The organism is Amycolatopsis sp. NBC_00345, assembly GCF_036116635.1.
Lineage (GTDB): Bacteria > Actinomycetota > Actinomycetes > Mycobacteriales > Pseudonocardiaceae > Amycolatopsis.
The window spans coordinates 7,448,463-7,470,039 of record NZ_CP107995.1 but is presented as its reverse complement, the minus strand read 5'-3'; the positions used below and the strand labels follow the sequence as shown (position 1 = coordinate 7,470,039).

Below are 21,577 nucleotides of genomic sequence, written 5' to 3'. Positions count from 1 at the left end.
GGCCGCTGTGCGGGAAGACATTTCCAAGATCGCGAGCGGCAATTCCGGTACTCAGATTCTGTGGTATTGGCCGCAAAGTCCGTCGGAATTGGAGGTAGCCACGGCCGAACTCCTCTTCGATTCGCTCGAATAGAGTCTTGACCTCGGCGCCGCTGCAATGCGATTGTAGTCTTCGTACTTGCTTGTCTAGGTATAGCGGGGATCGATGGCTGCGGAATCCTATCGGGGAGAGAGCTTTGTTTCGTGGCTGAAAAGGACGTTCAAAGCGCCGACGTATAGGAATATTTCAGATGATGAGCCATCTCGCTCTGTTCGTCGGATAGTTATACGTACAGAGATTGACTTGAAAAAGGCGCACGCCGGCCGTGTCGCTGCCCTATGGATTGCCATCACGTTCGCTGCGGCATTAGTGGCGCTCGTTTTACTTGAGAATCTTAAATTGCTGACCTTGGATAGCTGGTTACACTTATTGCTAGTTAGTGTAGCCGCCGCGGCGATTCTAGGCGCTGTACTTCTCGCGCTGATATTCTCGTGGAACTGCGCTACCATTCGTGAAAACCTGGCTTTGATGCGCGAGTTCTACAATGAGAGAGTCGCAGATGAGCTAGGGGTAGCAGAGCAGGAAGACGACGAGCTAAAGCTGCTAAAAGTTCGCCATCAGTACAGGGAAAGTGCATCTGTTGTAATAGACGAGTATCGGCAACAGGCAGCCAAATACAAGCGCAGGCACGACAGATTTCAGACTATTACTATCATTGGATCCGTAGTAACATCGGCTATTACCACCGCCTCGGTATCGTTCTCCTTGTTTAGGGTTGCGGCGATTGTCATCAGTCTTGTGGTCGGTATAGCTACGGGCATTAATGGTTATTACAAGTTCCGTGAGCGATCGTTCAATTTACAACAAGCGTCCGATTCGGTTGAGCGTGAGTACAACTCGGTACAACTTCGTGTAGGTAAGTATGCGCACTGCTCGGATGAAGCAGATGCGTATCGGTTTTTTTGCCAGCAAGTGGAGATGATCCGAGACGAGCAGGCTAAGCGTCAGCAGCAGCTTGAGCAGCCTGTCGAAACCAAGAAGGAGTGAGTTTATTGACTGGGGCCAGCAACAGTCGAACGCAATGTAGGGTCTCCTCCGTGCCTTGCGAAATTGGTCGCGGACCTCTCGCTAGCGGGTTGTTCATTCCGCCAGCTTTTCTCTTGACGCTCTAGCCTGCGGGGTTGACATGCCAACTGCTAGGGTTTCCGATCTGGTCAGGCAGGGGAGTCAATTGTTTGAAGCCGGCCGCGCTGGCGGTGAACCCGATGGCGGTGCCCTTGTATTGCCCGAACTGCTCGACCGCGCTGGAAAGTAGGTCGGTGCAGTTTCGTATAAATCCGGTCAGAATGTCTATCGTTGCTTGGAGGGCGTTCGACGCCTCTAGTTCTCCAACTCCTGGAATCAAGGTAATCAAGACATTTGCTGCAGCATTAACAAGATCCGCTGCCGTGTTTCCGATAAACCTGACTATGGCTGCGTACGTGTTGTATACGATTGAAACGCAGTTGCCGAGGGTTGTCCCCATGGCTGCAATGGCGGATTGATCAGTGTCGAACGCACCAGTCACATCGGCGGCGTATGCCGAGTACTGATTATACGCTGGACCGGACCAGTATCCGGAGAGATTCTCAGTTGCGTGTTGGATTTCGGTGCGAGAGTCGACCATCGAGGTGTTCGACGCCCAGCCTTGAGCTATGAGCTCGATCTTCTCGGCATTTCCGAAGAGATTGTTCTTGATGTTATCAAGCATCTGGATTACGTCCGGATGGTTGACTTTCTCTGCGGCTTCCCGGATCTTCTTGTCAGAATCGCTGGGATACGGAATGCTGGGGAAATTCGGTATCGGGTTCGCTTTTGGAGCTGCTGGAGCAGGGCTGTCCGAGAGTGGGTTCGACCATGACGGCGGAGTGCTGCCCGTCGGGCCTGGAGACGAATTCTGGGACGGGTCGGCCATCAGTGGTCGCCTTTCTGGTCTGGCTGGTAGATGCCGCCCTCGTTGACCTTTTCGGCCAGCCAGCCGAACTTCTTGTAGTACTCCTCGTCCTGTGCTTCGTAAGCCTTCGCGGCGGAGTCGAGGTTGTAGGCGGCACTGGTGAGACTGCTGCAGCTTGCGGTAACTTTCTGACTGATCTGGTCGAGCGCAGCGTTGTACTCGGGGATGATTCCTGTCAATTTCCCGATGAGGCCAAGGTCTAGTTGGCTCATCCTGAAGTTTGGAAGATCTTGATTAATGAGCTGAATGTGACGTTCTGCGGCATCAACAAAGGAAGCCTGTGTTTTCCGGAGCGCTCCCGGGACGACTTCGAATCCTTTATCAGTCACTAGTTTCCCTCCTGGCGGAGTCGCTCGCTGCTGACGCGTTCTGCAGCGCTTGGTTCATTTGCGCGCGCGCTTGGACCTCTGCTTCGCGGATCGTCTGGGCGATCTGGGCACCGAGCGCACGGCCATTAGTGGAGGTCAGGCCGTGCGGATCGATGGTGACCGACACGAGGGTCCCTCTTCCTGACACTGTGACGGCCCCCGCGCCGCCGGGGATCCGGCGGTTGATCGCAACCTCGGAGGCCGCTGCGGCCGCCGCTTCTGTCCGGTGCAGGTTTGCTTCGATTTCCTGGGTGAGGGCGTAAAGTTGGTTGTAAATCGACATGGATTGTTACTCTCCCGGATCCAGAAAGTCGTAATCGCTGAAATCGTCGTCGTCCTGGATTCGTGGCCTCCGCGTGTCCACGGTCGACGGGGCCGAGGCCGTTGGCGGCGCGGCTTGCGCGGCGGGCGAAGGATCCGGCACGGGCGTGTCAGGGTGAGTCACCGCCAACACTTCAGCGCGCGCGTGCTGCCCGGCCGCGATCCGAGCCTGAGTGAGCGCTTCGACGACGGCGGGGCCGACCAGTTCCGGATGAGATGAACGCAATGCGTCGTCGCGAATGACAATTTCGAAGATGTCCCCACGACCGGTGACGATGGCGGTCGCGGTGTTGTCACGGGAGGCTCCGCGGAACCGTTGCGTGGCGAGTTCTGCGTCGACCTCGGCAAGGCGCTGCTGCCGTTTGACGACATCTTGGCCGTTGCTGATCCCAAGAGCTTTCAATATATCCACGGTCATCAAGCGTCCTGTCGTGAGTGAAGCCCGTCGAGAAGGTCAGCGACTCGCGCCGTAGTAGCTGCTGAGAGGTCCCACCGCTCCTCGTCGTAATGCTTGCTGATCTGTAACGCCCACCGCCCTGTAGCGGTGTCGTAGACCCGTAGAGGGAACTCACAGCGGTGACGGCCGTTTCGATCGCGTTGCTCGCCATAGAGCTCGGCGCTGACCAACGGCGGGTCGGCGATGATCCGTTCAGCCTGCCGTACCGCACTGTTGCGCGCGAGGCCGGTTTTCCGGGCTTCGAGCAGTTCGCTGCGCAGCACCGTGACCGGTTGCGCGTTGGACCGCACGTGATCGTGCGGCAGCACATCCGCCAAGACGGTGCTGAGCCGTTGGGGCCGGAACGTCCGCACCCAGATCTCGTCGCCGTCCCGGATTGCGATCAATCCGAACCACGACGATCCGGCGGCCAACGCAGACAAGTGTTGCGAGCCGTCACTGAACCAGCCGTAGCAGGCGTGCGGCGGCTGACTCAACAGCTCGGCCACGTCGGCCAGTTCTGGATCGTCCACGCTGCGCGTCGGCCCGTCGTATCGGCTTCGCAGTTCCGCGAGCCGCTTGTCTGCGTCCGTCTGCGCCTCCGAGTCATGCCACTCCGCCTGCGGAGCCAGCACAACGTGCAGATCAGCGCCCGTCTCACCGGTCACTAACGCCGCGAGGTCCGTTGCGGCGAAGCCGACCGGTTCGGGAAACCACATTGGCGCTACACCCGTTTCTTGGGAGCTTCGCCGATCACTGCCGGGCTTGCAGCCATCCCGGTCTGCGGATCCACTAGCCGCTGGCCGTCGTCCGCTGCCAGGAACAGCTCATCGTCGGACTGTATGTATTTCCGCTCGTGTTCCTCGTCCTCTTCGCCCTTGCGGCCTGCGCCCATCCCGCCGACACCTCCGCTGCCCGGGCGACCCGACTGCGAGCTTGTGGCACCGCCAGGCCCGCGGGATGCCGCCGTTTCCGACGATGCGCCGATCCCGCTGCCGCGGCCGCCGCCCAGCGCGTTGTCGCCGGGGCGGCCACCTGAGCCGGTGCCGGCGCCGAATGAACCGGTGCCGCCCGCGCCGCCGACGGCAAGCCCGCTCGGGTTCCACGAGCCACTGCCGCCCTGGCTCCCTTGAGGATTCGGATCCAGAATGCCGCTGCGGTATAGACCAGGGGTGTTCGACGCGCCGCCAGGATCTAGCCCGGTCTGCGCACTTGGCGCAACGTAGCTGTTCGGCACCGTTGACTGGTCCCCGCCGGAACCGGCTGTGCTCGGCGAGGCCGCACTGCCGTGCACGGACGACGGTCCAGAGGTGGTGGTCCCGGCACCTGGTGCGAAGGCATCACCGCCGTGCGACGCGGTCGAGCCCGCGACATGGCCGGACTGTATTGCCCCACCCGTGCTGCCGCTGTGTCCGGTTGGGCCGTGAACCGCGGGCGCCTGCGTGGTGCTGATGTTCATCGCGTTCGGGTCGATTTGGCCGTAGCTGGTGGGCATGAGCCGCCCGGTCTCGTCCGACGCCGCTGACCAGGACTTCATCGCCGCCACGTTCGCCGTCGCAACATTGTTGCTCTGCTGGGTTTTGCCTTCGATGTCGGCGTCGATCGCGCTCTGCAGACCGAAGAAACCCGACATCGGCGGCGGAGCTTGCGGTACCGGCGGAACCGGTTGAACCTTGGCCTTGACGGAATGCCACGCAGATGCCTGTGTCGTCAGACCCGCCTGCGCCAGGGTTGCAGCTCCCGCAGCATGAGCATGCTCGACAGCTAAAGGACCTGCACCCCGCGAAGCCGCGCCAGCCGCGTCGCCGACCCACCCTTCCTCCATGGCGGTAGCCAACGACCGAATTTCTGTCGCGCGGTCGTCGTATCGGCCTTGGATTTCAGTGACGCAATCGGCCGCATGTGCCAGCCCGTCTGGCCCTACGGCATTGGCGAAGTTGTCGTAGATCTGCTGCCCGGACATCGACTGTCCCGCCATGTTACTGCGCCCCCTGGACGGTGGACAGGATAGCTTTTGTCACATTCGTGGCTGCTGTCGTGGCATTGCTGCCGGGCGTGCCCTGAATCAGCACCAGCATTTCAGTTTGGTCCGAAAGGCCAACCAGCATGGTGACCTGCCCTTGATCGCGGCGATCTGCAGTGTTCGCCAGTACTGCCGGAAATCCACTCACGACGGTCGGTTCGAAGTAGCCATCTTTGTAATATCCGGTGTCTTTTTGCCTGTAGGCATTTGTCAGACCGTCCTTGACGGTGGTCAGAAACGATGCGCTGACGGCTGTGTATCCATCGCCGAACCGCCACCCGCAGCCAATCCCGCTGGAAGCCGAATCAGCCTTCGGCTGGCTGAGCTGCATCGTGGACAGCTGTGTCGGTGTCAGCATGCTGCACGGATCCGCAAGGAACTTGTCCACGGTCAGCGGAGTGGAAACCTTAGGGGCCTCGACGTTCTGGCTTCCAGTCGAGGTGGACGGACCACTTTGGCTGACTCCTGGAGGTGCCGGATTTGCCGTCCCCGGAGTCGAGCCGGAGCATCCGCCGACGAGAACAACCCCGACGCTTGCCGCGCTGGCTACTGTAAGGCGAATTTGATAGCGATTCACGGCCGTCCTATTGATACATTCCACTGGTGGGGGGATTGCTCGGATTGACTTTTCCGAGAGCTTCTGCGACGTCGGCATCGTGTTGAGTGTAGCTGTCGTTTGCTTTTTTTAATGCATTGATGTATGCGAAAGCGCTGCGCTGCATCGAAACATTATGGTCGATCATTTCCTGTATCGACGCTTGCGCTAGTCGTGCCTGCTGAACTGCGGGTTGGTCGGGCGACGGCGGTTGCGCGGCAGCCAACGCCATTTCCTGAATTTTCTGGTCATCCTGCAACCCTTGGAGCACATTCTCCCACCGGGATATCAATTTGGTGATATTCCCAGGATCGAATCGGTATCCACTCTGGCTCGCGGAGTTCGTCGCATCGGCGGACACACCTGCGCCGGCGAAGACGTCTGGAGTCCATGGGGAGCCGGGCTGGCCTGGTGTGTGTTGCATGGCTGCCAGGCGCGCGTTCCCCATCGCTTGGTCGATGTCCTCGGGCGTCTGCGCGTGTCGATCCGGCGGCGAGCTGCCACCCGCTGTTCCCATACGATGCTCCCCTCGCACCCCGTCATCGCTTCGGCGTAGTCGGCTGGCCGAGCTCGCCGATTCTGCATTGACAACCGTAGCGGACTAGTTACCCCGAGTGGAGTCGAATCGAGGAAGGTCACCAGAGTTAGATTGAATAGATCCCTATTTGAAGGATGAAATAATCCAACAATGTCGCCCTTTATGCGACTGTCCAGCGATGACGTCGGCGAGTCGGTGCACGGGTTCGGGGCTCGCGCAATGGCGGCCCAGTTGTACGCCTCGCCTGAGGCGAGCTTCGGCTGCGCCGACCTAGGCTGGTTCGAGGGTGCTCAGGGCGGCGACTGTCGGTGACGGGTCCGACAGGCGCGTCAAAGGCGAGATGAGTGAGTTCGGACACATGTCGCGTGGCCCGGACGGTGGCCCGAACCAGGGTGCATCAGGGCAGTTCAAGGCAGCTCGGTCCATGGACTGTGAACTGAAGTGCCTGGTCGAGGACATATTATGCCATGTATGGGGCACTCGTAATGAATAGGTCAGGGGTTCGATTCCCCTAGGCGGCTCCGCACTTGACCAGGGACTTTCCGGAATCCGGAAGGTCCCTGGCTGTTTTTGTGTACCCGATCGGATTACCCGGGGTTTCCGTGATGGGCTTCCGGCTCGATGTGCCGGCGGCGGACGAGAACCACGATGGTGAGCACGACGAGACCGAGGACGTTGAGCAACGGCCCGAAGTAGCCTTGGCCGGGCCGGACCGAGCTGGAGATCAGCGAGAAGTCCCACAGGCCGTGCGCGATCGCCGGGATGAGCAGGCCACCGGTGCGGCGGCGGATCAGGTAGAGGAAGTAGCCCGACAGCGCGGCCACGAGGACCTGGACGAACGCTTTCGGCCCGGTGCTGATCAGGTTGGTGGCGTGGGCGAGGCCGAACACGACTGTCGACCACAGCGCGACCTTCGCTTCGGTGAATCCGTTGTCGCGGAACACGGCGATCCCGATGCCGCGAAACATGCCTTCCTCGGCGAACCCGACCAGCAGGGTGCTCAGCAGGAGCAGGACGGTGAAGCCGGGGCCACGGTCCGCGAGCCCGCCGTAATTGACCGCCAGTACAGCGATGGCCAGCATGATGACCGGTACCGCGAGCACCCACCGCCGCACCGGCCGGTCGTCGCGGGCGACCGGCCGCCACCAGCGCAGGGCCGCGACGACGAGACCGACGAACACCAGTGACGCGCCCACCGGCAAAGTGATGCTGCGCCACAACTCGTTCACCGTGGTCGGGCCGGCGTACACGATCGGCGTGTCCCGGGTGAGGAACAGGCCGAGGCCCTGGATGAGCGCCAGGTAGACGAGCACGACCACGACGAATCCCCAGACCGGCATCCGTCGCCGGGTGTGCTCCGCCGCGTGGTCGGTCATCGGTCGGCTCCCCTTCGCTCAGGCTGGGCCGGCGTCCGGCTCGGTAGCCGCGATTGCCCGCTCTTCTCCAGATCGGGTGATGCTGGCACAGGCCCGCGAGATGCTCCGGGAACCCCGATGCGCGGCAGGGGTGAATTTGCCACCGTCCGGCCGGGCCGAGGTCGCCCGGAGTCGGTCGAATGGCCGGGAGCGACGGGCCGGAAGGCCGATGTGACCGGGTCCTTGGGGCAGTTGACTCGGTCCCATGAGTCTCATCGGGAAGAGGACGGTCCGGGTCGGCGCGGCGGTCGCCGGGGTGGCGGTGGCGAGTGCGCTGGCGGGGTGTGGCCTCAGCCAAGCCGTGACCGAGAAGGCGAACGGCCACGTCAAGACGGTCGACTACCTGACCGGCATGGAGGGCAAGGCCAATCGGGACGCCCAGTTGCCGGGCTGGGTGCCGGACCAGGCCAAGCCGGTCTCGGAGGTCATCCGGACGACCGGCTCGGAGCGGATCCTGCGCTACTCGTCCGCCGGCACCAAGCTGCCGGGCACCTGCCTGCCGGGCACCGCCCCGAAGACGGCGCCCACGCTGACCGCGGACTGGTGGCCGCACGGCCAGGAAACCAAGACCGACAAGATCTGCGACGCGGTCTGGCACGTCTCCACCGACGGCACCACGGTGTACGCGTACAAGCCGGAGACGATCGATCAGCGCGGCGCCAACTGACGCGTCACCGGGAAGGGCGGGCTGACTTCGGGGCTCGCGAGTCGTGACGGCAAAGAAGGCCGGGGCCGCCCAGTGCGGGCGGCCCCGGCCTTCGAGTCCACTGTGGTCAGTCCTTGGGCGGGGTCAGCTCGAGGACGGTGGCCTTCGCCTGGCCGCGCGGGGTGCGGTAGGTGATCTCGTCGCCCACCTTGGCGCCGGCCAGGGCCCGGCCCAGCGGGCTGTCGGAGGTCAAGGAGTCCACGTCCTCGCCCGGGAGGGTCACCACGTTGAGCGCCTCCTCGTCACCATCGGCGTAGCGGAGGGACACGCGCGTGCCGTCGGGAAGCAGACTGCTGTCGTACGCGCCGTGCTCCAGCTTCGCGGACACTTCGGCGATCTGTCGTTCCAACCTGGCGGCGGCTTCCGCGCGGTCGATCACGTCCGCCTGGTCCGCCGCGTCCCCCGTGCGTTCCTGTTCACCCGGCTGCGGCGCAAGCGCCGCCCGTTGCGCGCGAAGGTCGGCTATTTCCTTCTCCAGCTGCCGGCGCGCTGCCGGGCTGAGCCCCTTGTCCCCTGAGATCACCATGCCGCGCATTGTCCGCTGTGCGGACCGGGGTGGCCAATCCGGTTTTTCACCCGAGGGGGCAAGCTGGGACGTCTGCCCTAGGATTCGGGCCTATCGTCCTGAAATACGTAACGAGGATCACCGTGAGCGCCGTACCCGGTCGCAGCGCAGAGCTGTCGCCCAACCAGCTGCAGAAGCAGGAGCAGATCGTCGAGGCCGCCCGCGTGGTGCTGGCCAGAGACGGGCTCGCCGGGTGCACGGTCCGCGCCATCGCCGACGCCGGGCCGCTCACCAAGAGCGCGGTCCACTACTACTTCGCCGACATCGACGTGCTCATCGACCGCGCGATGGCCGCGCACATCAACACCTTCGCGGCCGGCCTGCGCACCGTCGCGGAGAAGCACGACGACCCGCGCGAGCGCCTGTTCGCCGTCACCGAGGCGTACCTCGCGGAGTTCGCCGAACGGCCCAACAGCGCGTTCCTCTGGTTCGAGTACTGGATCGCCGCGGGCCGCGCGCAGCACCCGCAGGCCATCGACGCGATGCTGACGTCGATCACCGAACTGCTCACCGAACTGCTGTCGCCACTGGACGTCGACGACCCGCGGGCCCGTGCCCGCGCGCTGCTCTCGTACCTGCTCGGCGCCGTGGTGCAGCAGCGCGTGCGGCCGAGGCCGTTCGAAAGCCTGCGCGCGGACGTCGAGTCGCTCTGCTTCGCGAACTATCGCTGACGCCGCTTAGGGTGCGGGCATGCCTCTGTTTTCGTTCGAGGGCGCCAGCCCCCAGGTTCACCCGGACGCGTGGATCGCCCCCACCGCCACCCTCATCGGCGACGTGACCGTCGAGAAGGACGCCTCCGTCTGGTACGGCGCCGTGATCCGCGCCGACCTCGGCCCGATCCTGATCCGCGAGGGCGCGAACGTCCAGGACAACTCCGTGGTCCACTCCGGCGGCGGAGTCCCGACCGAGATCGGGAAGAACGTCACCGTCGGGCACCAGTGCCTGGTGCACGACTGCACCGTCGGCGAGCAGGCCTTGATCGGCAACGGCTCGACGGTGCTGGACAAGGCCGTGATCGGCCCGCGCTCCCTCGTCGCCGCGGGCGCGACCGTGACGCCGGGGACGGAGGTGCCCGCCGAGACCATCGCGATGGGCAGCCCGGCCAAGAAGTTCGTGCCGCTCACCGATTCCGCGCGGATGTGGGTCGAGTACAACGCGGGCGTCTACCAGGAGCTCGCGCGCCGTCACCGCGACGGCTCCGAGCCCGCGTAGCCGAGCCGGTCGCGTGGCCGGCTCGGCCCGGGCCGGCCACGGCGTCGACTAAACTCCGGCACGCAGCTGCGACTGGCGCCATCAGAGGTGGAGCACCACCGGGAAGCGACGACGAGGCCGGCACCGCGCGCCTGGGTGAGGGCCACTGCAGAGCCGGAGTACGCCATGACCCACCAGCCCGCCCTGTCCGCGCTCGCCGCGACGGACCCCCGGATCGCCGAGCTCATCGAGGGCGAAGCCCAGCGACAGCACGACAAAATCCGCCTCATCGCGTCGGAGAACTACGTCTCGCAGGCCGTGCTCGAGGCCACCGGCACGGTGCTGACCAACAAGTACTCCGAGGGTTACGCCGGCCGGCGCTACTACGAGGGCCAGCAGTTCGTCGACCCGATCGAGACGCTCGCCATCGAGCGCGCGAAGGCCGTGTTCGGCGCCGACCACGCGAACGTGCAGCCGTACTCCGGCTCCCCGGCGAACCTGGCCGCATACCTCGCTTTCGCCCAGCCCGGCGACGCGGTGCTCGGCATGGCGCTGCCCGACGGCGGCCACCTGACCCACGGCTGGAGCGTGTCCGCGACCGGCAAGTGGTTCACCCCCGTGCGCTACGGCGTGCGCAAGGAGACCGGGCGCGTCGACTTCGACCAGGTGCGCGACCTCGCGCTGCAGCACCGGCCGAAGCTGATCTTCTGCGGTGGCACGGCGATCCCGCGCACCATCGACTTCCCGAAGTTCGCGGAGATCGCGCGTGAGGTCGACGCCGTACTGGTCGCCGACATCGCGCACATCGCCGGGCTGGTCGCGGGCGGCGCGCACCCGTCGCCGGTCGGGCATGCGCAGGTGATCACCACGACCACGCACAAGACCCTGCGCGGCCCGCGCGGCGCGATGATCCTGTCCGACGCCGACCACGCGAAGGCCGTTGACAAGGCGGTGTTCCCCGGCCTGCAGGGCGGTCCGCACAACCACACGACGGCGGCCATCGCGGTCGCACTCGGTGAGGCGCAGCAGCCCTCGTTCGCCGAATACGCGCACGCCATCGTCGCGAACGCCAAGGCACTGGGCGACGCCCTGATCGAGCGCGGCTACGACCTCGTCTCCGGCGGCACCGACAACCACCTGCTGCTGATCGACCTGACGAACAAGGCCGTCCCCGGCAAGCCGGCCGCGCAGGCGCTGGACCGGGCGGGCATCGAGCTGAACTACAACACCGTGCCGTTCGACCCGCGCAAGCCGTTCGACCCGTCGGGCATCCGGCTGGGCACGTCGGCCATCACCACGCGCGGGCTCCGGCCGGAGCACCAGGTGCAGGTCGCGGAGTGGATCGACCGCACCGTGACGGCCGCGGCCGCCCAGGAAGAGGCCGCGCTCGACACCATCGCGGCCGAGATCCGCGAGTTCCTGGCGCCGTTCCCCATCCCGGGTTACTCCGCCTGACGCTCACCGCCGAGAGGGCCGTCCGCTGCCGCGGGCGGCCCTTTTCGCTGGTCAGCGGCCGGAGACGAGCATCACAGTCTAACTTGCTTGCCCAATACAAGCTTTTCGGGAACAGTTGCACCCGGCAAGTAGTTGAGGGATACAAGCAACTACTCCGGAACCTCAGGGAGACCCGATGAGCGACACCATCACCGCGGAAGGGGGCGCCGCGACGAACGGCAGGCTTTCGCACCGCCAGATCCTCACCGTGCTGTCCGGGCTGATGCTCGGCATGTTCCTGGCAGCACTCGACCAGACCATCGTCTCGTCGGCGATGAAGACGATCGCCGACGAACTGCACGGACAGAGCCTCCAGGCCTGGGCCACCACGGCCTACCTGATCACCGCGACGCTTTCGACGCCGCTGTACGGCAAGCTGTCCGACCTCTTCGGCCGCAAACCGATGTACCTGACGGCGATTTCGCTGTTCCTCGTCGGTTCACTGGCCAGCGGCATGGCGGGCTCGATGTACGAGCTGGCCGCGTTCCGCGCGTTCCAGGGCCTCGGCGCCGGCGGCCTGATGTCGCTCGCGCTGGCGATCATCACCGACATCACCGCGCCGCGTGAGCGCAGCAAGTACCAGGGCTACTTCATGGCGGTCTTCGGCATCTCGAGTGTCGCTGGCCCGGTCGTCGGCGGCTTCTTCGCCGGCCTCGACTCGTTCGCCGGCCTCACCGGCTGGCGCTGGGTGTTCCTGGTGAACGTGCCGATCGCGCTGGCCGCGCTGGTCGTCGTCAGCAAGGTGCTGAACCTCCCGCACGTCCGCGTCAAGCAGCGTGTCGACTTCCTCGGCGCCGGTGCGCTGACCCTCGGCCTGGTGCCGCTGCTGGTCGTCGCCGAGCAGGGCCGTGAGTGGGGCTGGGGTTCGCCCGCTTCGCTGGCGATGTACGCGGTGGGCTTGATCGGCGTGGTGCTGTTCATCCTGCAGGAACGCCGCATGGGCGACGCCGCCCTGTTGCCGCTGCGGCTGTTCAGCCGCCCGGTGTTCCGGGTGGCCACGATGGTCACGGTGATCCAGGGCATCGGGATGTTCGGCGCGATGATGTCGCTGCCGCTCTACCTGCAGATCGTCAAGGGCGCCTCGCCCACCCAGGCGGGCCTGCAGATGCTGCCGCTGACGCTCGGGATCATGGTCGCCAGCCTCGGCAGCGGCGCGCTGATCTCGCGGACCGGCCGCTACAAGGCGTTCGCCGTGGCCGGGCTCGGCCTGATGGCGGCGGCCCTGTTCGGGCTCGCGACGATCGGCGTCGACACCCCGCTGGGCGTGGTCATGGCGATCGCGTTCGTGATGGGGCTCGGCCTCGGCTCCTCGATGCAGACACTGCAGCTGGCGGCCACCAACGACGTCTCCCCGCGGGACATCGGCGTGGCGACCTCGTCGGCCACGTTCTTCCGGCAGATCGGCGGCACGGCGGGCACCGCGGTGTTCCTCTCGATCCTGTTCGCCACGGTCGGCGACCGGATCGCGGCGGCCGTCCGCTCGGCGCTGGCCTCGCCGTCCTACGTGGCGGCGCTGGCGCAGCACCCGGAGTTCGCGAAGCAGATGGCGGGCGGCGTCGACGTCAACGACACGTCGTTCCTCTCGACGCTCGACCCGGTGCTCGCCCGGCCGATCCTCGAAGGGTTCGCCAGCTCGATGAGCACGGTGTTCGTGGCCGGCGGGATCGTGCTGACGATCGGCTTCGCGCTGGTCTGGCTGCTGAAGGAGAACCCGCTGTCGGACAAGTCGGCGATGGAGCAGCGCTCGGAGGAGGACGCCGCCGCCTTGGCGCTGGCGCACTGACCCGGCTCAGCTGAAACGCGAAAGGGCCGTTCACTCGCTTGAGTGAACGGCCCTTTCGCGTCGGCTCCGGCGGGTCAGTGCTCCGCGCCGTCGATCTCGAGCTTGGCGAGGCGATCGGTCTCGCGCTCGTAGGAGCGCTTGATCTCGGCCTCGGCCTCGGCCCGCCCGACCCACGACGAGCCCTCGACGCTCTTGCCCGGCTCGAGGTCCTTGTAGACCTCGAAGAAGTGCTGGATCTCGAGCTTGTGGAACTCGTTCAGGTGGTGGATGTCGCGCAGGTGCTCAAGGCGCGGGTCGTTCGTCGGAATGGCGAGGACCTTGTCGTCCGGGCCCTTCTCGTCGGTCATCCGGAACATGCCGATCGCGCGGCAGCGGATCAGGCAGCCCGGGAAGGTCGGCTCCTGGACGAGCACGAGGACGTCCAGCGGGTCGCCGTCCTGGCCGAGGGTGTCGTCGATGAAGCCGTAGTCGGCCGGGTACTGGGTCGCCGTGAACAGGGTCCGGTCCAGCTTGATACGCCCGGTCTTGTGGTCGACCTCGTACTTGTTGCGCTCCCCTTTGGGGATTTCGATCGTGACGTCGAACTCCACGGCCGTCCTCGCTGCTTCTCGAATCTCGGTATCCCACGCGTCGTGGGCGGCAACCGTAATCACCTCATTGACGTCACTAGTGTGGACTACGCAGTGCCGGTCGGTCCCATGGATGTCGGCTAGGCGGCATGTGAGCTTGGCCCCTCCCGGGGCAGGTGAGAAGGAGTGGTGGGTGCCGGACAACGACCAGCCGATGTGGCCCGATGGTGACGAGGACACGTCGTCACCCGCTGGCGGCGCGACGGCTCGCCTCCCGATCCCGAAGCCCGGCCAGACCGTCACCGACCGGCTCGCCGTGCCGAACGTCACACCGGGCCCGCCCGGCCCGCCGGGCTCGTGGTTCAAGCCGATCGTCCCGCCGGACCTGATCCCGGGGGTGAACACGCCTGATGACGGGCGGGAGCAAGGCCCGGGTGGGGCGGCAGCGCCGGGGGCGCAGGGGGCCGGTGGTCAGGGGCCTGGTGGGCAGCCGGGTTCTGGCGGTCAGCCTGGGTCGGGTGGTCAGCAGGGGCCGGGCTCGCAGGGGCCGGGTGGGCAACAGGGCCCTGGCGGTCATCAGGGCCCTAGCGGTCAGCAGGGTCTGGGCTCGTCGGCGCCGGGTCCGCAGGTGCCGGGCGGCCAGCAGGGTTCCGGCGGTCAGCTGGGGTCGGGTGGTCAGCAGGGGCCGGGTGGTCAGCAGGGGCAGAGCTCGCAGGGACCGGGTGGCCAGCCGGGGTGGGTTTCGCCGGGGCAGGGTTCGGCGCAGTCGCGGGGTCCGCAGGGGCAGTCGCCGTCGCAGGGGGCGCAGTCGCAGCAGTCTCAGCCGTCACCTCAACAGCCGCCGCGGCAGGACGTCGCCGATCGCCTCGGCGGTGACCCGCGCTCTGCCGACGCCGGCCGCGCGGCCGAGCAGCAACGCGCCCAACAGCAGTCACAGCAGAACCGGCAGGCGCAGCAGTCCCAGGGCCAGGGCCCGGGCTCGGCGCAGTCACCGCAGGGCGAGCAGAACCGGCAGTCGCCGCAGGGCGAGTCGAACCGCCAGTCCCCGCCGGGGGAGCAGAATCGGCAGTCCCAGCCGGAGCGGCCGGACCAGTCGACACAGCAGTTGCCGGTCCGTCCGCAGCAGGTGCCGTGGGTCCCGGTCGAGCGACCGGCTCGGAAGGGCGAGGAGCAACGCGAGGCGTCCCGTCCGCCGTCGATCTGGACCGATCGCCGCGAGGAGCTGACCGGCGAACCACAGAGCCGCGGCGACCAGCAGGCGGAGTCCCAGCAGGCGGAGTCACTGTGGACGGACCGTCACGGCGGCCAGCCGGACCAGGACAGCCCGCGCCGTCCGGACTCCCTCTGGATCGACCACCACACCAAACCCGCCGACGAGCAGCGGTCGGACAGCTCCCGCAGTGAGGGCGTCGGCCAGCGCTTGGCGGGCGGTCCGGCCGGGCCACGTCCCGACGGCCCCGGTAGTCAGGGCCCCGGCAGCCAAGGCCCAGCCGGGCAGCACCCCGAAGGCCAACGCCTCGACAGCCAGCGGCCCGACAGCCCGCGATCCGACGACGCCCGGCGCGAGGAGCCCCGCGACGAACAGCGGTGGAACAGCTTCCGCAGCGAGGATCAAGCCCAGTTCCGCAGCGACGGCCAGGGCCAGCCCGGCCGGTGGCCCGGCGAGGATCCGCGGCAGCCAGGTCGGCGCCCTGGCGGCGACCAAGACCAGTTCCGCGGTGAGGGACAGCAAGGTGGTCGCGCCGGCGGCGACCAGGACCAATTCCGTAATGAAGGGCAGCCGGGCCAGCGCTCCGGTGAGGATCCGCGGCAGTCAGGTGGGCGCCCCGGCGGCGACCAGGACCAGTTCCGCGGTGAGGGGCAGCCGGGGCAGCGTCCCGGTGAGGATCCGCGGCAGTCAGGTGGTCGCGCCGGCGGCGACCAGGACCAGTTCCGTAATGAAGGGCAGCCGGGTCAGCGGCCCGGTGGCTGGTCGCAGCAGATCGACCTGCGGGAGGGGCGCGGCGACGAGCCGGGGGACCGGCGAGGCCTGCCGCCCGAGCCGCCGCGGGGGACTGTTCCCTCGGCGTCGGGGTCGGTGAACCAGGCTCGGCCGATGCGGATCGACCCGTCCGGGGAGCAGTTCCCGGCTGAGGCGACCGTCGGGATCGAGCGGCCTAGTGAGGGCTTCCCGCTGCTTTCCGGTCAGCCTGGTCAGCCCGGCCAGTCCGGTCAGTACGTCCCCCACGGCCAGGACCACGACCCGGCCGACGACCGCGGGTACGGCGACGAGCCGCCCCAGGAGCCCCCGTACGACCACTCCTCGGCCGCCGAGCCGCCGAAGCGCAGGCGTGGCAAGAAACTGCTGGTCATCGGCGCCGTTGTGGTGCTGCTGCTCGCGGCGGCGGGTGTCGCGGCGGCGATGCCGAAGGTGTCCACCCGGCTTGGCCTGCCGTGGGCACCGGCGAACGCGCCCAAGAGCGACATCCCGGACCCCGCGTCGGTCAGCCTCGCGTTGCACGGCCCGGACACGACGGGGCAGGGACCGTCATCGGGCGGGGTGGCGTCCGCGCTCTCCGGCCCGGCCGGCAACAGCGCGCTCCACCAGCTCACCGGCAGCGTGATCGACCCGGCCACCGGCGATGTGCTGTGGGATCACGGGTCCACGACCCCGCTGACGCCGGCGTCGACCACGAAGATCCTCACGGTCTCGGCCGCGTTGCTCTCGATGGAGCCGACCAAGCGGCTGACCACGAAGATCGTCGCGGGCGCGCAGCCCGGCACGGTGATCCTCGTCGGCGGCGGCGACCCGACGCTGACCACGCTGCCGATCGGCACGGACTCACCGCTGTACCCGGGTGACGCGCACGTCGACGACCTCGTCGCGCAGGTCAAGAAGGCCACCGGCGGCGACGTCAGCAAGGTGCAGCTCGACTTGAGCGCCTACACCGGCCCCCAGACCGCCCCCGGCTGGGAACCCGGCGACGCGCCGTCGACGTACGGCGCGCCGATCGTCGCCGCGATGGCCGACGGCGGCCGCACCAACCCGAAGGTCGACGAGACGCCGCGCTCGGGCACCCCCGCCGCCACGCTGGCCCAGCTGATCGCCGGCAAGCTCGGCGCGCAGACGGGCGGCACGGCCAAGGCGCCGGACGGCGCGAAGGTCCTCGGCCAGGTCCAGTCCGCGCCGCTGCCGGACCTGGCCTACGCGCTGCTGCAGATCTCCGACAACGTCCTCGCCGACGCACTCGGCCGCCAGGTCGCCATCGCGGCCGGCGCCGATCCGTCGTTCACGGGCGCGGGCGAGTCCGTGAAGAAGGTGCTCCAGGAGCACGGGTTCGACGTGAGCAATCTGCAGCTGTTCGACACCAGCGGGCTGTCGAACCAGAACAAGGTGCCCGCGCGCCTGCTCGCGCAGATCCTGGCGGCCGCCGCCGCGCCGGACGGCAAGTCCGCGGACACCGGCAAGCTGCGTCCGCTGCTCGCGGGCCTGCCGGTCGCGGGCAGCCCGGCCGGCACCCTCGGCTCGCGCTACCAGTCCGGTGACTCCGGGGCGGGCAAGGGCTGGGTCCGCGCCAAGACGGGCACTTTGACGGCGGTGAACACCCTCGCCGGCTACGTCCTGGACAAGGACAACCGCGTCCTGGTCTTCGCCTTCATGTCGAACGGCTCGGACAAGAACCCGGGCCAAGCCGCCCTCGACGTCCTGGCGACGACCCTGCGCAACTGTGGCTGCCGCTGACCAAGAGCCACTGGGCGGAGCGCTGCCCTTGAGCGGAGCTTCCGGGCGGGGCGCTGCCGCTGACCGGAGTTACCCGGCAGAGCGCTGCCAGTGGCCGAAGTTACCGGCAGAGCGCTGCCGCTGATCGGAGTTACCGGCGGGGCGCTGCCGATGGCTGGAGCCACCCGGCGGGCCCGGGCATGCCGACATCGGCGAGCCTGGGTTCTGGCCGGGCCCGCGCACTCCCGCCGGCGGCTCGGTTCGCCTTGCGCGACTGCCGTTGCCACGCAAGGGAAGTGAGCAGGAGCCGCGCATCCCAGCGCGGTCGGGCCCCGCACGCTCTGCGTGATGGGGCCGCATTCCTGCGCGCTTCAGCCCCGCGCTCCCTCGCCGTCGGTCGGCTACGTCGCGCTAACCCGCTCCCCACCGCAGCCGCCGTCGGCCGCCCAGCCCCATCACCACTGCCGTCTGCCGTCAGGGCATGCCGTCGTAGCCGTCAGCCGATCACCGCCTCACCCTCCCTCTCGCCGTGGACCTCGACACCTGATAACCCCTCGCTTCCGTCATGGCACCAGTGCACCACCCGGGTACGACACTTTCCGGCGCCGAAGGATCCGAAATGACCACAACACCGCCCCGAACCCCACGCTCAGGCTGGAAAACCGCCCCGGGCCGGGTAGCGTCAGAGGGGTGAGCCAGGAAACCGAGACCAGCCGGCGGCCGATGGTCGACTGGGACCTCGCGGCGTCCACCGGGGCGCTGCTCGTGCGGGGCGGCCCGCAGGTCCCCCGGGACGAAGCCGAGCAGGCGGTCGTCGACCTGCGCGAGCTGACCGCCGAGGCCGAAGGGCACGTGCGGGGGCTCACCGGGCTCGGCCAGGACCTGCCGTTGCTGCCCGGCACCGTCGTCGACCGGGCTGGGTGGGTGCGGGCGGCCGCGTCCGGGCTCGACGCGCTCACCGGGCGCGCGCTGCCCGAGGCGCAGGGCGGCCCGCTCGGCCCGATCCTCGCGGGCGGCGCCGGCGTGCAGACCGGGCTGGTGCTGTCCTTCCTCGCTTCGCGCGTGCTCGGCCAGTACGACCCCTTCGGCGGTCCTGAACGCGAAGGCGAGCTGCTGCTCGTCGCGCCCAACGTCGTTGCCGCGGAGCGCGCGATGCAAGTGCCCGGGCGCGATTTCCGGTTGTGGGTCTGCCTCCACGAGTGCACCCACCGCCTGCAGTTCACCGCCGTGCGGTGGCTGCGCGACTACTTCGCCGACGAGGTCGAGCGCCTCGTCGGCGGCATCGCCGGCAACTCCGCCGACGGCCTGTCCGACCTCGTCGGGCGGCTGCCGGAGGCGCTCAAGCAGCGGGGCAAGGGCGTCGGCCTCGCCGAGCTCCTGCAGTCGCCGAAGGACCGCGCCGTCTTCGACCGCCTCCTCGCTCTCTCGACGCTGCTGGAGGGCCACGCGGACTACGTGATGGACGCCGTCGGCCCGCAGGTCGTGCCCAGCGTCGACACGATCCGCTCGCGCTTCACCGCGCGTCGCAAGGGTGGTGGTCTCTTCGACCGGATGCTGCGCGCATTGCTGGGTATGGACGCGAAGATCCGGCAGTACGAAGAAGGCGCGAAGTTCACGAAGCATGTCGTCGACGCCGTCGGCATGGAGGGCTTCAACGCGGTCTGGCGCTCGCCGAACACCCTGCCGACCCGGGCCGAGATCACCGATCCCGCGGCCTGGGTGCGGCGTCTGCACGGGTGAAGGCCGTCGCGGCGGTCCGCAAGGCGGTGCGGGATTTCCTGGGCACCGTCGAGCTTCCCGCCGAGCTGTGCGTCGCCGTTTCCGGCGGCGCGGACTCCCTTGCGCTGGCTGATGCGACCGCGAACGCCGGGCGGCTCCGGCGGATCCCGACGCGCGCCCTCGTCGTCGACCACGGCCTGCAGCCGGGCTCCGCGAAGGTGGCCGAAGAGGCTGCGGCGCGCGCGAAACAGCTCGGCGTCGAGAGCGCCGAGGTCTTGACCGTCCGCGTAGACGGACGCGGTGGCCCCGAAGCGGCCGCGCGCACCGCGAGGTACGGCGCGCTCCGCGAAGCCCGCGGCGAGGCTCTCGTGCTGCTCGGCCACACCCTCGACGACCAGGCCGAGACGGTCCTGCTGGGCCTCGGCCGCGGCTCCGGGCCGCGGTCGCTCGCGGGGATGCGGCCGCACGACCCGCCGTGGGGACGGCCGCTGCTGGGCGTCACCCGCGAGCAGACCCGGCAGGCCTGCGCCGAACTCGGCGTGGAGCCCTGGCAGGACCCGCACAACGTCGATCCGCGCTTCACCCGCGTCCGCCTCCGCGCCGAAGTTCTGCCGCTGCTGGAGGACGTCCTTGCCGGCGGCGTCGCCCCCGCACTCGCCCGAACGGCCGCACAGCTGCGCGACGACACCGAGGCGTTGGACACATTGGCGGAGCGGATCTTCACCCGCGCGGGCGCCCCCGAAGGGCTGGACGTGGCCGTGCTGGCCGCCGAGCCCGCGGCACTGCGGAGGAGGGTTCTCCGCAGGTGGCTGCTGGGCTCCGGTGTGCGTGAACTCACCGACGCGCACCTGCGGTCGGTCGACGCGCTCGTCGTCCGCTGGCGCGGCCAGGGCGGCGTCTGGCTACCGGGCAACTTGGAGGCGCGACGGGGCCATGGCAGGCTCTCGCTGAACGGACCCGAACCCACCACCCGAGGGGAATGACCCGTGTACGAGGGCGAGATCGCCTCCGTGCTCATCACCGAGCAGCAGATCAACGACAAGATCGCGGAGCTGGCGGCCAAGATCGCCGCGGATTACCCCGAGAACGGGCAGGGCGAGCTCCTGCTGGTCGGCGTCCTCAAGGGCGCCGTCATGTTCATGACGGACTTCGCGCGGGCGCTGCCGTTGCCGACACAGCTGGAGTTCATGGCCGTGTCGTCGTACGGGTCGTCCACGTCGTCTTCCGGGGTGGTGCGCATCCTCAAGGACCTCGACCGCGACATCGCGGGACGGCACGTCCTGATCGTCGAGGACATCGTCGACTCCGGCCTGACGCTGTCGTGGCTGCTGAAGAACCTGGCGAGCCGGAACCCGGCGTCGCTCGAGGTCGTCTCGCTGCTGCGCAAGCCCGACGCCGTGAAGGTCGAGGTGCCGGTGAAGTACATCGGCTTCGACATCCCCAACGAATTCGTGGTCGGTTACGGCCTCGACTACGCCGAGCGCTACCGGGACCTGCCCTACATCGGCACCCTGGACCCGCGGGTCTACACGTCGTGAGCCGAGCGCCCGGTGAACCTCACCGGGCGCTCGTGCGTGTGGATGGCGGAGGACGTTTGTCCACAGGTTCGCGGAACCTGTTGCGGCGATCACCTCCAGTACGGAACCCTGGGTCAGGCGATCGCGTCATAGGTGCCGACCTGGTGCGTTAACCTATGCGAAGACCTAATGCCATGCGGGCGGGGCGAGCTCGCGCGGGGGAACGGAGAGAGGGCAGATGGGCAACAGCAGCTTGGCCGACGCCAACGCGTTCAAGAACGCCGCCGCCAACGGTCAGGTCGGGATCGATCCTGACGCGGCACAGACCGTGCTGAACAAGATCCGCACCGGCAAGGACGCGATCGAGGCCTTGCTCAACAGCTCGGGCTCGCTGGCGGAGCCGCCGAAGCTGGGGGCCAACCCGGTCGGCCAGGCGATGGCGGCGAAGTTCGTCCAGCGCGCCGACGGCGGCGGCGACTCGTACGCCTCCGCGCTGAAGAACCTGCTCGGCCAGTACGAGGCGGCGGAGCAGGGGATCGTCACGGCGATGGCGAAGTACCACGAGATCGACCAGTCCGCCGCCGACCCGTTCCGCAAGGCCTGA

At 67.6% G+C, this 21,577-nt stretch carries 22 protein-coding genes and 1 riboswitch; of the genes, 11 read left to right on the top strand and 11 right to left on the bottom strand.

What is annotated here, in order from left to right:
- Window positions 1–205: 205 nt before the first annotated feature.
- A complete protein-coding gene (locus tag OG943_RS33680) occupies window positions 206–1,087 on the top strand; it encodes a DUF4231 domain-containing protein (RefSeq protein WP_328604958.1) in 882 nt (293 codons plus the stop codon).
- Window positions 1,088–1,208: 121 nt separating this feature from the next.
- On the opposite strand, the gene OG943_RS33675 is transcribed toward OG943_RS33680, so the two are convergent.
- The 9 genes from OG943_RS33675 to OG943_RS33635 all read right to left on the bottom strand — a co-directional run bounded on the left by OG943_RS33675 (window position 1,209) and on the right by OG943_RS33635 (window position 7,690).
- Window positions 1,209–1,994, bottom strand: a complete 786-nt coding sequence (locus OG943_RS33675) for a hypothetical protein (RefSeq protein WP_328604957.1) — start codon at window positions 1,992–1,994, stop codon at window positions 1,209–1,211.
- Window positions 1,994–2,362: a type VII secretion target gene (locus tag OG943_RS33670; RefSeq protein WP_328604956.1), complete on the bottom strand. Its 369-nt coding sequence runs from the start codon at window positions 2,360–2,362 to the stop codon at window positions 1,994–1,996. Before OG943_RS33670 ends, OG943_RS33675 begins: the two co-directional genes overlap by 1 nt.
- Complete coding sequence (locus OG943_RS33665) at window positions 2,355–2,684, bottom strand: YbaB/EbfC family nucleoid-associated protein (RefSeq protein WP_328604955.1); 330 nt, start codon at window positions 2,682–2,684, stop codon at window positions 2,355–2,357. The genes OG943_RS33670 and OG943_RS33665 overlap by 8 nt, the downstream gene beginning before the upstream one ends.
- A gap of 6 nt (window positions 2,685–2,690) precedes the next feature.
- Window positions 2,691–3,140, bottom strand: a complete 450-nt coding sequence (locus OG943_RS33660) for a YbaB/EbfC family nucleoid-associated protein (protein WP_328604954.1) — start codon at window positions 3,138–3,140, stop codon at window positions 2,691–2,693.
- Window positions 3,140–3,877: an ESX secretion-associated protein EspG gene (locus tag OG943_RS33655; RefSeq protein WP_328604953.1), complete on the bottom strand. Its 738-nt coding sequence runs from the start codon at window positions 3,875–3,877 to the stop codon at window positions 3,140–3,142. The genes OG943_RS33660 and OG943_RS33655 overlap by 1 nt, the downstream gene beginning before the upstream one ends.
- Window positions 3,878–3,882: 5 nt before the next feature.
- A complete protein-coding gene (locus OG943_RS33650) occupies window positions 3,883–5,121 on the bottom strand; it encodes a hypothetical protein (protein ID WP_328604952.1) in 1,239 nt (412 codons plus the stop codon).
- A 16-nt stretch (window positions 5,122–5,137) separates the two neighbouring features.
- Window positions 5,138–5,836, bottom strand: a complete 699-nt coding sequence (locus OG943_RS33645; protein ID WP_328604951.1) for a DUF3558 domain-containing protein — start codon at window positions 5,834–5,836, stop codon at window positions 5,138–5,140.
- Window positions 5,766–6,293: a hypothetical protein gene (locus tag OG943_RS33640; protein WP_328604950.1), complete on the bottom strand. Its 528-nt coding sequence runs from the start codon at window positions 6,291–6,293 to the stop codon at window positions 5,766–5,768. The genes OG943_RS33645 and OG943_RS33640 overlap by 71 nt, the downstream gene beginning before the upstream one ends.
- Window positions 6,294–6,901: 608 nt before the next feature.
- Window positions 6,902–7,690: a CPBP family intramembrane glutamic endopeptidase gene (locus tag OG943_RS33635; protein WP_328604949.1), complete on the bottom strand. Its 789-nt coding sequence runs from the start codon at window positions 7,688–7,690 to the stop codon at window positions 6,902–6,904.
- A gap of 244 nt (window positions 7,691–7,934) precedes the next feature.
- Between OG943_RS33635 and OG943_RS33630 the strand changes: the two genes are divergently transcribed.
- Window positions 7,935–8,396, top strand: a complete 462-nt coding sequence (locus tag OG943_RS33630; RefSeq protein WP_328604948.1) for a hypothetical protein — start codon at window positions 7,935–7,937, stop codon at window positions 8,394–8,396.
- Window positions 8,397–8,502: 106 nt separating this feature from the next.
- Here OG943_RS33630 and OG943_RS33625 read toward each other — a convergent pair whose 3' ends face one another.
- Window positions 8,503–8,961, bottom strand: coding sequence for a GreA/GreB family elongation factor (locus tag OG943_RS33625; protein WP_328604947.1), 459 nt, complete (start codon window positions 8,959–8,961; stop codon window positions 8,503–8,505).
- Between the two features lie 122 nt (window positions 8,962–9,083).
- Here OG943_RS33625 and OG943_RS33620 point away from each other — a divergent pair, with 122 nt between their 5' ends.
- The 4 genes from OG943_RS33620 (at window position 9,084) to OG943_RS33605 (ending at window position 13,468) form a co-directional block, all read left to right on the top strand.
- Window positions 9,084–9,671 carry a TetR/AcrR family transcriptional regulator gene (locus OG943_RS33620; RefSeq protein WP_328604946.1) on the top strand — a complete coding sequence of 196 codons (588 nt, stop codon included), beginning with the start codon at window positions 9,084–9,086 and terminating at the stop codon, window positions 9,669–9,671.
- A gap of 19 nt (window positions 9,672–9,690) precedes the next feature.
- Window positions 9,691–10,212, top strand: a complete 522-nt coding sequence (locus OG943_RS33615) for a gamma carbonic anhydrase family protein (protein WP_328604945.1) — start codon at window positions 9,691–9,693, stop codon at window positions 10,210–10,212.
- Window positions 10,213–10,270: 58 nt separating this feature from the next.
- Window positions 10,271–10,356: riboswitch (ZMP/ZTP riboswitch) on the top strand.
- A gap of 21 nt (window positions 10,357–10,377) precedes the next feature.
- On the top strand, window positions 10,378–11,646 hold the full coding sequence (gene glyA / locus OG943_RS33610; RefSeq protein WP_328604944.1) for a serine hydroxymethyltransferase: 1,269 nt from the start codon (window positions 10,378–10,380) through the stop codon (window positions 11,644–11,646).
- A 175-nt stretch (window positions 11,647–11,821) separates the two neighbouring features.
- Window positions 11,822–13,468: an MDR family MFS transporter gene (locus OG943_RS33605; protein ID WP_328604943.1), complete on the top strand. Its 1,647-nt coding sequence runs from the start codon at window positions 11,822–11,824 to the stop codon at window positions 13,466–13,468.
- Window positions 13,469–13,542: 74 nt separating this feature from the next.
- Here OG943_RS33605 and OG943_RS33600 read toward each other — a convergent pair whose 3' ends face one another.
- Window positions 13,543–14,058: an inorganic diphosphatase gene (locus tag OG943_RS33600; RefSeq protein ID WP_328604942.1), complete on the bottom strand. Its 516-nt coding sequence runs from the start codon at window positions 14,056–14,058 to the stop codon at window positions 13,543–13,545.
- A gap of 172 nt (window positions 14,059–14,230) precedes the next feature.
- On the opposite strand from OG943_RS33600, the gene dacB reads away from it, so the two are divergent.
- From dacB to OG943_RS33575, 5 genes are all read left to right on the top strand, one after another.
- Window positions 14,231–17,758 carry a D-alanyl-D-alanine carboxypeptidase/D-alanyl-D-alanine endopeptidase gene (dacB, locus tag OG943_RS33595; protein WP_328604941.1) on the top strand — a complete coding sequence of 1,176 codons (3,528 nt, stop codon included), beginning with the start codon at window positions 14,231–14,233 and terminating at the stop codon, window positions 17,756–17,758.
- 702 nt (window positions 17,759–18,460) lie between these two features.
- Window positions 18,461–19,477, top strand: a complete 1,017-nt coding sequence (locus OG943_RS33590) for a zinc-dependent metalloprotease (protein WP_328612218.1) — start codon at window positions 18,461–18,463, stop codon at window positions 19,475–19,477.
- Window positions 19,474–20,439 (top strand): tRNA lysidine(34) synthetase TilS, encoded by a 966-nt coding sequence (gene tilS / locus OG943_RS33585; protein ID WP_328604940.1) that lies wholly within the window; start codon window positions 19,474–19,476, stop codon window positions 20,437–20,439. Before OG943_RS33590 ends, tilS begins: the two co-directional genes overlap by 4 nt.
- Window positions 20,440–20,442: 3 nt before the next feature.
- Window positions 20,443–20,994, top strand: coding sequence for a hypoxanthine phosphoribosyltransferase (hpt, locus tag OG943_RS33580; protein WP_328604939.1), 552 nt, complete (start codon window positions 20,443–20,445; stop codon window positions 20,992–20,994).
- A 217-nt stretch (window positions 20,995–21,211) separates the two neighbouring features.
- Window positions 21,212–21,577: a hypothetical protein gene (locus OG943_RS33575; RefSeq protein WP_328604938.1), complete on the top strand. Its 366-nt coding sequence runs from the start codon at window positions 21,212–21,214 to the stop codon at window positions 21,575–21,577.

Excerpts from the sequence above, each read along its gene's own strand:
- OG943_RS33635 (WP_328604949.1), bottom strand. The coding sequence starts at position 7,690 with ATGACCGACCACGCGGCGGAGCACACCCGGCGACGGATGCCGGTCTGG.
- OG943_RS33605 (WP_328604943.1), top strand. The coding sequence starts at position 11,822 with ATGAGCGACACCATCACCGCGGAAGGGGGCGCCGCGACGAACGGCAGG.
- OG943_RS33630 (WP_328604948.1), top strand. The coding sequence starts at position 7,935 with ATGAGTCTCATCGGGAAGAGGACGGTCCGGGTCGGCGCGGCGGTCGCC.
- OG943_RS33615 (WP_328604945.1), top strand. The coding sequence starts at position 9,691 with ATGCCTCTGTTTTCGTTCGAGGGCGCCAGCCCCCAGGTTCACCCGGAC.
- OG943_RS33650 (WP_328604952.1), bottom strand. The coding sequence starts at position 5,121 with ATGTCCGGGCAGCAGATCTACGACAACTTCGCCAATGCCGTAGGGCCA.
- OG943_RS33575 (WP_328604938.1), top strand. The coding sequence starts at position 21,212 with ATGGGCAACAGCAGCTTGGCCGACGCCAACGCGTTCAAGAACGCCGCC.
- OG943_RS33665 (WP_328604955.1), bottom strand. The coding sequence starts at position 2,684 with ATGTCGATTTACAACCAACTTTACGCCCTCACCCAGGAAATCGAAGCA.
- glyA (WP_328604944.1), top strand. The coding sequence starts at position 10,378 with ATGACCCACCAGCCCGCCCTGTCCGCGCTCGCCGCGACGGACCCCCGG.
- OG943_RS33680 (WP_328604958.1), top strand. The coding sequence starts at position 206 with ATGGCTGCGGAATCCTATCGGGGAGAGAGCTTTGTTTCGTGGCTGAAA.
- OG943_RS33625 (WP_328604947.1), bottom strand. The coding sequence starts at position 8,961 with ATGGTGATCTCAGGGGACAAGGGGCTCAGCCCGGCAGCGCGCCGGCAG.
- OG943_RS33645 (WP_328604951.1), bottom strand. The coding sequence starts at position 5,836 with ATGCCGACGTCGCAGAAGCTCTCGGAAAAGTCAATCCGAGCAATCCCC.
- OG943_RS33660 (WP_328604954.1), bottom strand. The coding sequence starts at position 3,140 with ATGACCGTGGATATATTGAAAGCTCTTGGGATCAGCAACGGCCAAGAT.
- OG943_RS33675 (WP_328604957.1), bottom strand. The coding sequence starts at position 1,994 with ATGGCCGACCCGTCCCAGAATTCGTCTCCAGGCCCGACGGGCAGCACT.
- OG943_RS33655 (WP_328604953.1), bottom strand. The coding sequence starts at position 3,877 with ATGTGGTTTCCCGAACCGGTCGGCTTCGCCGCAACGGACCTCGCGGCG.
- OG943_RS33590 (WP_328612218.1), top strand. The coding sequence starts at position 18,461 with ATGGTCGACTGGGACCTCGCGGCGTCCACCGGGGCGCTGCTCGTGCGG.
- OG943_RS33640 (WP_328604950.1), bottom strand. The coding sequence starts at position 6,293 with ATGGGAACAGCGGGTGGCAGCTCGCCGCCGGATCGACACGCGCAGACG.